This is a genomic window from Corynebacterium sp. (genome assembly GCF_052107835.1).
Taxonomy (GTDB): domain Bacteria; phylum Actinomycetota; class Actinomycetes; order Mycobacteriales; family Mycobacteriaceae; genus Corynebacterium.
This window is the reverse complement of record NZ_JBQEDF010000076.1, coordinates 1-11,382: the sequence shown is the minus strand read 5'-3', so window position 1 is coordinate 11,382 and position 11,382 is coordinate 1. Positions and strand designations below refer to the sequence as shown.

The window sequence follows — 11,382 nt, the reverse complement described above, 5'->3', positions numbered from 1 at the left end:
CCCTGAAACCACCCCTGGCCATACTCGTTGCCGTGGGCGGTGCCGCAGCACTCGTTGCCGGTACCCCGGGCGCGGTGGCCCTCCCCTCCGGTTCCGGCAGCGCAGGTCCGGGCAGTGTGGGGTCCCTCCTCCCCGGCACCGACGTCCCCGATGATGCCCCGGTGAACGACGGCACCGACTCCGGCGCGCCGTACACCCTGGCCACGGAACCGGTCGAGGACTCCACCGACTGGGCCGCCAGCTACCGGGGCACCTTCGATCTCGGGGACGCTGACACGTCCGATGCCGGGGACGGTGGACCGGACACCGGTCCGGTGGGCGGACTGTCCGGCATTGACCGCGTGATCGGTGACGGTGGGGCAGACAGCTACATCGGCCTCAGCGACGACCGCGGAGAGCACGGCCCGGCCCGCGTCTATCCGCTGGACATCACGGTCGGCGACGACACCGGAGTGGACGGGGTCACGGTGGACGCCCCGATCATCCTCACCGACGAGGACGGCGAGGAGTACCCGGAGTCCACCGTTGACCCCGAAGCGGTGCGGTCGACGCCGGACGGTGGTTTCCTCTGGACGTCCGAGGGCGACCGCGGGAAGGGGATTGACGCCTCCGTTACACAGGCGGACGCCACGGGTCAGGCGCAGACCACCTACCGCACCCCCGGCTACCACCACATCGGCGAGGATTCGGGCACCCGTGACAACCTCGCCTACGAGGGACTCACCCTGACCCAGGACGAATCGCAGGCCGCGGTGCTCACGGAGACACCGCTGACGCAGGACTCCTACAACCGTCTGACCTTCTACGACACCGAGACCGCCGAGCCCGCGCGCGAACTCGCCTACCAGCTCGACCCGGTCGATGACGGGGCCGACGGACGCGGTGCGACCGAGATCCTCGCCGCCGGCGACGACAGCTTCCTCACCCTGGAGCGCGGCTACATCGAGGGCGTGGGGACGCAGGCCGTCCTGTACCGCGTCACCCTCGACGGTGCCACTGACGTCCTCGGCCAATCCGATCTCGGCGACAGCGACGGCCCGGTGACCCCGGTGCACAAGGAACGGTTGTTGGACCTGTCCTCACTGACGGACAGCCCCGACGAGGAGGTTGCGGGCGGCAACCCCGACAACACCGAGAGTCTCGCCTGGGGCCCGGACGGTGAACTGCTCATCGGCACCGACGACAACTTCAGTGATTCCCAGCGCACGCTGATCCACACCGTCGACATCGGCTCAGCAGAGTAGCGTCCTACCAGCGACTCTCGATGTCGAGGCGTCCCTCGTCCGTCAGGTCGCCCCAGATCCGCAGCCGTGAAATTCCGCCGTCGGGGAAGACGTCGGTGCGCACGGCGACTACCGGCGTGGGCCCCGTCTCGCCCTCGGCCGGGTCGGAGACCAGGAACCGGTGGCGGGTGTCGGGGAGCACGCGGGTTCTGCCGACCAGCTCCACCTCCTCGCCGGATGCGGTGATCCCGGTCAGCTTCACGTCGCCGGGGGCGTTGAACACGAAGTAGGACGTGTCGAACTCGACCCAGCGCACCCGGCCCTCCCCGGCGAGCTGCACGGTGACAGAGTCATTGCCCTCGTCGCGGCGGCGGGCGTTCTCCCAGCCCTCGCCCATGTTCCGGGCGCGTCCCAGGGAGATGATGTGGTCGGGGCGTGAGTAGAACATGTTCGTGCAGTCGGTGATCCGGCCGCCGTTCTCCACCGCCGCCAGGTCGATCGTCCCGGCGATGAACCGGGGGTCCACCGAGGGCTGGCCGTGCACCCGCAGGCGGGCGATGCCGCCGTCGGGGATCATGACCAGCTTGACGTGGGTCACCCGGCGGGCGGAGGCCTCCCCCGCGGGGAAGATCTCGAAGTAGTGCTTGTGGTCGCCCTGGGCGTCCGTGGTCGGGACCAGGGTGAACCACTGGTCCTCGGGCAGGGCGGCAATCTCCTCGCCGGAGAGGTACTCGTCGCAGGTCAGGCCGTAGACGGCGAACTGGGGCGGGTAGTTCCCGGTGAACCAGGCGGTGTCGACCACGACACCCTTGATCTGGCCGGGGACGCCGAGCCGGACGATGGCGGCGTCGTTGGAGCCGACCTCGTCGTGACGGCGACGGCGAGTCTCCCACCCGTCGTAGACCTTCCCCTTGTTGCCGAACTCGGTCGGGTCGAAGACCGGCTCGGTGGCGCGGACCAGGTTCTCGCGCTCGGCGAAGGACTCGTCGCTCGCCCACACCACGGACCCCGCCAGCGCTCGGCTGGCCAGGTCAGGGTAGGTGACGAAGTCGGGGAGGTCGGCTGCGGGCGGGGTTGCGCTCATGGATCAATCCTTAGGGTCAGGTCTGTTACGGGCAGGTCTGTTACGGACGCAGGGTGAAGGGACGGGCGGCGGCGGGGAACACCGCGGCATCCTCGACCTCGGCAGCCGGGACGTGCGGTGTGCTCGGGCGGACGTACACCGGATCGCCGCCGATCCAGGTGCGGGTGACGACCCCGGCCAGCGCGCGCTGCGCGTAGGCGGTGAGTTTGTTGCGCTGGTGGAGCTCGTCGGGCAGGACGACGAAGGCGTCGTCCGCGCTGATCAGTGACATGTCGGCACGGCGGCCTGCGGCGATCGCACCGCGGTCGGACAGGCCGGCCCATTCGGCCGGGTTCTGGCACATCCAGCGGATGACGTCCGCCAGGGACAGCCCGCGCAGACGGGCCTGCGACCAGACGACCGGCAGGCCGAGCTGCACCGAACCGATGCCGCCCCAGGCTTCGCCGAAGGATCCTCCGGACCCCCGTCCGTCGGCGCCACCGCCACCGAGGTCGTTGCCGGTGGCGGCCAGGGCGGAGAACGCGGTGAGTTCATTGCGCTCGTTGGCCGATGCCTGGGCCTCGGCGACCCCGGCGAACTTCTTCAGCTCGGCGGTGCAGGGGGAGTGGTCGGAGACGACGGTGGAGATCACCCCGTCCACCAGGCCCTTCCACAGCCGCTCGCGGTTGCCCGCGGTGCGTACCGGCGGGCAGCACTTGTACTGGGTCGCACCGTTCTGGATCTCCTCGGAGAACAGCGCCAGGTAGTGCGGGCAGGTCTCGGCGGTGATCCGCACGCCGCGTTCCCGGGCGGCGGCGATGAGGTCGATCGAGCCGGAGTCCGACAGGTGCAGGATGTGCGCGCGGCAGCCGGTGGCCTCCGCGGCGTCGATCACCGTGCGGATCGCCGCGGCCTCCGCCGAGGCGGGACGCGAGGCGAGGAAGCTGTCGAAGGTCTCGTCGATCCCCCCGGCGGCGTCGGCCTTCGCCTCGCCGGCGGCGATCTCGTCGGCGTCCTCGGCGTGGACGATGAGGAGTCCGTCGAACCCGGCGATCTCGGTCATGGCCTCGCGGAGCTGGTCGGGGTCGAGCGGCTGGAACTCGTCCACCCCGGAGTGCAGCAGGAAGCACTTGAAGCCGAACACCCCGCGGTCCCACAGGGCCTTCAGGTCGCCGGTGCCCACGTTCTCCGGGACGGCCCCGCCCCAGAAGCCGACGTTGATCTTCGCGGTGTTCGCGGCCCCCGCCGCCTTCTGCTTCACGTCGAGCGCGTCCACGGTGACGGTCGACGGGATGGAGTTCAGCGGCATGTCCAGCAGCGTGGTCACGCCACCGGCCGCGGCGGCGCGGGTGACCGAGGCGAAGCCCTCCCACTCGGTGCGTCCCGGCTCATTGACGTGCACGTGGGTGTCGACCAGGCCGGGAATCAGGACCTGGTCGTCGGGGACCTCGATGACCTCGGCGCCGGCGGCGTTGACGCCGACCGGCGCGTCCCGTCCCTCGAGAACGTCGACGATGTGCTCACCGGCGACGATGACGGTGACCGGCCCCTCCGCCGGAGTGTCCGTCCCCCCGGGGAGGTACACGGCGTGGGCGGCGCGGTAGATCGTGGAAATCTCGCTCATCGGTACTCCTGGTGCTCCTTCTGCAGACGTCCGTTCACCTGAAGACTACGCAACCCCGCGTCATCCACCCCGGTCCGCCCCAGCTCCCCGGTGGTCACGGCACCGCAGGCGTGGGCGCGCAGCAGGTAGCCGGCCATGGCCTTGGCGGTGGCGGGCTCGTCCATCCACGTGCTCGTGTCCCCGCTGACGTAGGCGCGCAGTCGCTCGGCGCTGGACTCCCAGTCCTGCCGGAAGTAGGCGATGGTGCTCAGGTGGCGGGTCACCAGCTGGTTGGCGTGCAGGTCCCATCCCTGCCGGATACCGCGGCGCAGGTGGCGGGTCACCAGGTCGTGGTGGACGCGCCACCCCTCGAGGACCTGCTCCGGGGAACCAACCGGGATGCGGTTGGTGGAGCCGTCCGACAGCTCCACCCCGGTTGCCGTGGTGGCGACCTGCAGGACGTCCTTCGCGAAGTCGGCGACGGGGTGGGCCATGGACTGCTCGGCGGCGTCCACACCGAGGGACGCGGAGTAGTCGTAGGTTCCGTAGTGGAGGGACAGGACGCGCCCCCGTCCGGCGGCGATCAGGCGGGACGGTTCGGCGGCGCCGTCGGTGGCCAGGATCGCCTGCGGGGTCTCGACCTGGACTTCGAAGGGGATCTCCGGGAGTCCGAGCGAGTCCTCCAGCTGCTGGAGGACCTCGGTGAAGACCTCCACCTGCCGGTGGTGCTGGACCTTCGGCAGGGTGATGCGGAGTGCGCGCCGGTCGTGCTCCAGCACCTTCCGCAGGACGCCGTCGCGTGCCAGCCCGGTGAGCACGATCGTCAGGGTGCGCAGGCCGCGGTCGCGCACGGCGGGGTCGAAGGACTTGAACCGGATCCCGGTGAAGGCCGGGGCAGTGCGCTGGGTGGTGGTGAACCACTGGAACAGGACCTCGGCGGCCCGGTGCGCGTGGGCGTCCTCGTCGGAATCCCGGTGTGCCGCGTCGGCGGGAACGCCGCGCTGGGTGAAACCGTCCTCGAAGTCGATGCGCAGGTCCTCGATCGGTTCCCTGAGCAGCTTCTCCCTCGTCAGGTCGCCGACGGTCCGGGCGTGCTCCTCGGGGACACCGAGCACGCGGGCGAGGTCCGCGGGGTCGCCGAAGGTGTCCAGTGCCTCGAGGGCCATGGTGCCCCACACCCGCGGGAGGTCCGCGCCGGGCGTGTCCCCGCCGACGATGAGGTGTGCGGGGACGTAGACCGTGTGCGTGGGCTGACGCCAGGTGACCGGGGTAGCCCAGGGGCCGCTGACCAGGGGGTCGATGTCGGCGAGGCGGTGATCGGCCAGTCTCGACAGGGCCGCCGGGTCGATGGCGGCGCCTGCGTCGGCGGCGGGGTCCTGGGTGGTCAACGGCTCTCCTCGGTCGTGAATGCTCACCGTTCACCTTAGTTCATGGCCGCTGCGGGCACCTACGCCCCGATGGCGCCCCCGGCGAAGTCGTCCCGCCAGGCCACGACCGCGGACGGCCGGGCCAGGGTATCGCCGCCGTCGGGCCAGTGCGAGGACGTGGACTCCGTGGTGGCCTCCTCGTCCTCGCCGGGGTGCTGCACGTTGACCAGCACCCGGTTCTCGGTGACGACCGGGCCGCAGGTCTCCGCGCCGGCGGGGACGGTCAGGAACTGCTTGGTCAGGCCACGGGTCTCGCCCTCGAGTGAGACGGCGAACAGACCGTCATTGGATTCCAGGGCGTTGCCGTCGGTGGAGACCCACAGGTTGCCGAAGGTGTCGAAGGCCAGGTTGTCCGGGCAGGAGATCGGGGAGACGCTGGACTTGTCGAATCCGCCGAAGTACGTCTCCGCCGTGTCCGGGTCACCGCAGACCAGCAGCAGGTTCCAGGTGAAGTCCTCGCCGGCGTGGTTGTCCTCCATCTCCAGGACGTAGCCGTTCTTGTTCTCCTTGACCGGGGCGTACTCGGTGGTCTCCTCGTCGCCCTCTCCCGGTCGGGCGGCACCGCGGTACTCGTTGTTGGTCAGCGCGGCGTAGACCCGTCCGGTCTCCGGGTGGGGCTGGACGTCCTCCGGACGGTCCATCTTGGTGGCGCCGACCTCGTCGCCCGCGATGCGGGTGAAGATCAGGACCTCCTCGCCGCTCATGCCTTCCACGTGGGACTCGACCGAGCCGTCGGCGGTGCAGGTGGCGAGCTTGATCCAGCGTCCGGTGCCGTCGAAGGCACCGTCCTCCGGCAGGGTGTTCTCCTCGAAGTCGTCGGAGTTCCCCTCGTAGACGGCGACGTACAGGGTGCCCTCGTCCAGCGCCTTCATGTTCTCGGCGCGGGCCTTCGCGTCGTTTCCCCCGACGTACTTCTTCGAGGAGACGAACTTGTAGATGTACTCGAAACCGGAGTCGTCGCCGGAGTAGGAGACGATCGTGCCGTCATCGGTGATGTGCACGGCGGCGGCCTCGTGCTTGAAGCGTCCCAGCGCTGTGTGCTTGACGGGGGTGGAGTCCGGGTCCCAGGGGTCGATCTCCACGACCCAGTTGAACCGGTGGGCCTCGTTGGGTTCCTTGGTGATGTCGAAACGGTCGTCGAAGAGCTCCCATCTGCGGGCGGTCTCGTCGTCCTCCATGCCGTAGCGGGAGAACCGCTCCTTCGCCTCGTCCCCGCGGGCCTTCCCGCCCCCGGCGAAGTACTGGTCCACGTTCTCCTCGCCGGAGAGGACCGTGCCCCACGGGGTCACGCTGCCGGCGCAGTTGTTGAACGTGCCGTGGACCCGGGTGCCGGACGCGTCGGCGGAGGTCTTCAGCAGGTCGTGACCTGCGGCGGGTCCGGTGACCTGGAACTCGGTTTCGCCGTGGATGCGGCGGTTGTAGCGGCCCATTACGGGGACGAGGCGTCCGTCGTCGTTGTTGCCCTCGACCTCGACGATGGACAGGCCGTGGTTGGCGATCTCGATGCGGACCTGGTCCTCGGTGGGGTCGTCCGCGTCGTAGCCGGGGAACATCTGCTGCGGGGTGGTGTACTCGTGGCTGGAGACGAACAGGAAGCGGTTCTCCTCGCCCTCGATGGGCAGCAGTTCGCCGAAGTCGCAGTTGTAGCCGTACTGCTTCTCCGCGTCCTCCGGCGTCTGGTTGTCCACCGACCAGTCGGCGGCACCGTCGACGACGGGGTCACCCCAGCGGATGATGACGTCACTGCTGTAACCGTCGGGGACGGTGACGGCGTCCTCGGTGTTGGGTGCGACCATGTCGAACCGCAGGCCGGACGGGGCACCGGCACCGCCCGCGCTGCCGGAGGTGGAGGTCGGGGCGGGGGAGTTGCCGTCCACGCCGCAGGCGGCGAGGAAGCTGCCGCCACCCACGACGACCGCCGCGGTGCCGAACCCGCGCAGCAGCGCACGCCGGTCGAACTCCTTGCGCACGATGTCGCGGAAGTAGGGGTTGTCGGAGGTGTTGGGGGTGGGTTTCGCACACGCGTCGCCGCACTTGTAGACGCAGGTGCGGTGTGAGCGGCTGGAGGTGAAATTCAGTTTGGCGAGCAGGTTTCGGCCGAGTAGTGCCACGGGGTGTCGTCTCCGGTCAGTCAGTCATGGATCAGTCGTCATGCAGTCCTGACGAACGTTAATGTCCGGTGGTGACGCTGTGCTGACGGCTGGGTGGCCGACGGGGGACGGTCCGGTGACGGGGAGGTGAACCTAGTTGAATATGCGGATGGTTCCCTCCCGGGACTCGGCGGCGGCAGTGGCGTCCCGGATGACCACCGACGGCCGGATGTTCTCCAGCAGGACCACGAGCAGTCCGGCGAGGATCGCCCCGATGAACCAGGTGTACGGTGCCGCACCGGAGAATGCCGGCGTCACCACGATCACGATGCCGACAACTGCCGCCACACAGATCGCCACCACGGAGTTCACGTTGAACCCCCTGGAGTAGTAGTACGCACCGCTCGGGGAGGAGTCGAACAGGGCGGGGATGTTCAGGTCGCCCCGGTTGATCACGTAGAAGTAGGCGATGAGCACGCCGAACACCGGACCGATGAAGGCGGCGAGGGTGTCCAGTGTGTAGTGGATGGTGTCCGGTGAGTTGTACAGGTTCCAGGGGGTCAGGAAGACCGAACCCACCGCGGCGATCATGCCGCCCATCCGCCAGGAGATCAGCTTCGGCGCAACCGTTGAGAAGTCGAAGGCGGGGGCGATGAAGTTCGCCACGATATTGATACCGACGGTGGCGATGAGGAGGGTGAGGGCACCGAAGGCGATGGCGTAGGTGTTGTCCAGTTCCGCGATGGTGTCGACCGGGTCGGTGATCAGCTTGCCGTAGACCGGCAGTGTCGCGGACGCGGTGAGGACCACCATGATGGAGAAGACCAGGAAATTCAGCGGCAGACCCAGGAAATTGCCGCGGGTCACGGCCTTCTGGGATTTCCCGTACCGGGAGATGTCACCGAAGTTGAGCATCGGGCCCGAGAAGTAACTCACCGTGGTGGCCACGGCCGCGCAGAAGGTGGAGAAGACCGCGAAGCCAGTGAGCTGGTGGTCAGCCAGCCTCAGGTCGATGTTGCTCCACCCTGCCTTGCTGACCAGGTACACCGCGAGGATACCCATGACGATGTACACCGCCGGACCGCAGAAGTCGATGAATTTGCGGATGGTGTCCATCCCGCGCCAGAACACCAGGGCCTGGACAACCCACATGACGCCGAAGGCGATGTAGCCCAGGACGGACAGTCCGAGGAATCCGTGGAGGTCCTTGTCCGCCCATTCGGCCCAGTCCGGCTGGATCTTCAGGACGAGCACGACCAGCGCGTGGGAGGCGAGGTAGGTCTGGATGCCGTACCAGGCGACGGCGATGCAACCGCGGATCAGCGCCGGGATCTTCGCGCCCTGGACCCCGAAGGCTGCGCGGCAGACCACGGCGAACGGGGTTCCGGAGCGTTGGGACGGCAGGGAGACGAGGTTGCAGGCGAAGTAGACGATGAAGATGCCGACGAGCAGCGCGAGCAGGACCTGCCAGGAGGTCAGGCCCATGGCGAACAGGCCGCCGGCGGTGGTGTAGCCGCCGACGGAGTGCACGTCCGACATCCAGAAGGCGAAGATGTTGTAGGAGCCCCAGTTCTGCTTCTTGAGGGGGGCGATGTCGTCATTGATGAGTTCGGGGTCGGCACCGTCGGAGTACACGACCTCCTGGTTCTGCATGTCACTCACGGGCTCTCCTGTTCATTGTTGACGCGGGCGACGCTACGGCGCGGACGAACCGGGTCAGTGACATGCGGGTTTCAGTTCGGTTACACCGTTCCCGGTCGAGCCCCGCCGGATCCCGGTCGCGGGAGTTGATAACTGTAACGGATGTTCGGTACAGTTTCGTGCCGAACGGGACAACGATCTGAACCTCAGGGAGGACAGGAGCACCATGAGCCATACAACGGTGACGCCGACGGGCCAGCCGGCCGACCGGCCGACGGGCGACGGGACGGTGGCGGGGGCGACCACGGCCGTGCAGCGCTGGAGCTTCCTGGGGATCATCAGCCTCGGACTGTTCGTGGTCGGCGCGGACAACTCGATCCTCTACACCGCGCTGCCCGTCCTTCGCGACGAACTGGACACCACCAGCCTGCAGGGGCTGTGGATCATCAACGCCTACCCGCTGGTGCTCGTCGGGCTGCTGCTCGGCACCGGCACCCTCGGCGACAAGATCGGCCACCGGGTGATGTTCCTCACCGGTGTCAGCGTCTTTGGGCTGGGCTCCCTGCTCGCGGCGTTCTCACCGAATGCCTGGGTGCTCATCGCGGCCCGGGCCGTGCTCGGTGTCGGCGCGGCGACGATGATGCCTGCCACCCTGGCCCTGATCCGCCAGACCTTCACCGATGTCCGGGAGCGCAACACCGCCATCGGGATCTGGGGGTCCGTCGCGGTCGTCGGCGTGGCGTCCGGCCCGGTGCTGGGCGGTTTCCTGCTGGAGCACTTCCACTGGGGCACGGTGTTCCTGATCAACGTGCCGGTGGCGATCGGAGTCCTGGTGGCCACCGCCCGGTTCGCCCCGCCGAACCAGGCCGATCTGTCGCGGCACTGGGACATCATTTCTTCGGTGTGGGCGATGCTGATGATGGTCGGCGCGGTGATGGCGATCAAGGAGCTCGCGAACACCCCGTCGAACATGACCATCGTCTCGGTCTCCGTGGCTGCCGCGGTGGTGGGCGGAGCCTTGTTCGTCCGTCGCCAGGGATGGCTGCGTTCCCGCGGGCTGCAGGTGCTGCTGGAGTTCGGGATCTTCCGGAACCGCATGTTCACCGGTGGCACGCTGGCGGCGGCCTTCGCCATGTTCGTCATGGCGGGCGTGGAGCTGATGACCACGCAGCGCTTCCAGACGGCCGGCGGCTTCAGTCCCCTGGAGGCCGGGCTGCTGGTGGCGTCCGCCGCGGTGCCGGCGATCCCGGCATCGATCCTGGGCGGCGCGAACCTGCACCGGCTGGGGTTCAGGACGCTGATCAGTGGTGGATTCTCCGTGCTGGCCGTCGGTGTGGTGCTGGTGCTGTGGGCCGTTCCGGACCAGCCGATGTGGACGCTGGTCTGCGGACTCGCGCTGGTCGGAACGGGCGCGGGCATGGTGATGTCGGTGTCGTCCTCGGCGATCATCGGGTCGGCCCCCGCGTCCAAGGCCGGTATGGCCTCGTCGGTGGAGGCGATCTCCTACGAGTTCGGCACGCTGCTGTCGGTGGCGGTCCTGGGTAGTCTGATGCCGATGTTCTACGCCATGAACGCCCCGGCGCAGGTTTCCGGCGACGTCGACCACGGAGTTGACCACCCGGAGTTCGGAGCTGCGGCGGTGGACGCCTACGACACGGCCTACCTGCTGGTCCTGGGGATTGCCGCTATCGTGGCTGTCATCGCGGCCGTGGTCACCGCCTCGTGTTTCCGCGGCAATCCGAAGGGAGCTGATTTCGCTGCGCACGAGTAAGAGGGACGTGGTCCTGCGCGCCGCCGTCGACATCATCGAGGCCGACGGACTGGACGCGGTGACCTACGAGTCGCTGGCCGAGGCGTCCGGCATGTCGAAGTCGGGGCTGATCTACCATTTCGCGTCGCGGCAGGACCTGATGCTCGGGGTGCACCGGTTCATGGCCGACAAGTGGGAGAGGGAACTGGTCCAGGCCGCCGGGGGTGAGGCGTCCGACGTGGACCTGTCGACGCGGTTGCGCGCGATGGTGGTGACGATGAGCCGTTCGGCGACCCGGGCGGAGCTGGTGATGCAGATCGATTCGCTGGTGCACCCGGAGTTCGGGGAGCCGTGGCACGAGGTTGACCGGCGGTGGTTGCCGCCGGTGGACGGGGTTGTGGGGGACTCCGGGGACGACGCGGCCCTGGCCCGCGCGGCCTACCTGGTGCAGATCATGGCTGACGGGATGTGGCTGCACGACAGGGTCCACGCCGATCCGTTGACCGCGGCGCAGCGCAAGGCGCTGACGACCGCGATCCTGGAGATGATCCCCTAGCTGGGCTGCCACCCGGGCTGCGTCGGCTG

Annotated in this window: 8 protein-coding genes; 3 read left to right on the top strand and 5 right to left on the bottom strand. The window is 68.6% G+C overall.

What is annotated here, in order from left to right; translation table 11 throughout:
• On the top strand, positions 1-1,244 hold a 1,244-nt coding region (locus ACTIL2_RS14270; protein WP_442338138.1), incomplete at its 5' end, for an esterase-like activity of phytase family protein.
• A gap of 4 nt (positions 1,245-1,248) precedes the next feature.
• On the opposite strand, the gene alc is transcribed toward ACTIL2_RS14270, so the two are convergent.
• From alc to ACTIL2_RS14245, 5 genes are all read right to left on the bottom strand, one after another.
• Positions 1,249-2,307, bottom strand: a complete 1,059-nt coding sequence (alc, locus tag ACTIL2_RS14265; RefSeq protein ID WP_442338137.1) for an allantoicase — start codon at positions 2,305-2,307, stop codon at positions 1,249-1,251.
• A 40-nt stretch (positions 2,308-2,347) separates the two neighbouring features.
• Entirely contained in the window at positions 2,348-3,910 is a 1,563-nt protein-coding gene (gene allB / locus ACTIL2_RS14260) for an allantoinase AllB (protein WP_442338136.1), read from the bottom strand.
• Positions 3,907-5,304, bottom strand: coding sequence for a DUF6986 family protein (locus ACTIL2_RS14255; RefSeq protein ID WP_442338135.1), 1,398 nt, complete (start codon positions 5,302-5,304; stop codon positions 3,907-3,909). The genes allB and ACTIL2_RS14255 overlap by 4 nt, the downstream gene beginning before the upstream one ends.
• 32 nt (positions 5,305-5,336) lie before the next feature.
• The gene (locus tag ACTIL2_RS14250) at positions 5,337-7,427 is read right to left on the bottom strand and encodes a PhoX family protein (RefSeq protein ID WP_442338134.1); all 2,091 of its coding nucleotides are present in this window, start codon (positions 7,425-7,427) and stop codon (positions 5,337-5,339) included.
• A 132-nt stretch (positions 7,428-7,559) separates the two neighbouring features.
• Positions 7,560-9,059 carry an NCS1 family nucleobase:cation symporter-1 gene (locus ACTIL2_RS14245; protein WP_442338139.1) on the bottom strand — a complete coding sequence of 500 codons (1,500 nt, stop codon included), beginning with the start codon at positions 9,057-9,059 and terminating at the stop codon, positions 7,560-7,562.
• A 214-nt stretch (positions 9,060-9,273) separates the two neighbouring features.
• Here ACTIL2_RS14245 and ACTIL2_RS14240 point away from each other — a divergent pair, with 214 nt between their 5' ends.
• Together ACTIL2_RS14240 and ACTIL2_RS14235 are read left to right on the top strand one after the other, a co-directional pair.
• Complete coding sequence (locus ACTIL2_RS14240) at positions 9,274-10,818, top strand: MFS transporter (protein WP_442338133.1); 1,545 nt, start codon at positions 9,274-9,276, stop codon at positions 10,816-10,818.
• Between the two features lie 7 nt (positions 10,819-10,825).
• On the top strand, positions 10,826-11,353 hold the full coding sequence (locus tag ACTIL2_RS14235; protein ID WP_442338132.1) for a TetR/AcrR family transcriptional regulator: 528 nt from the start codon (positions 10,826-10,828) through the stop codon (positions 11,351-11,353).
• Positions 11,354-11,382 lie beyond the last annotated feature (29 nt).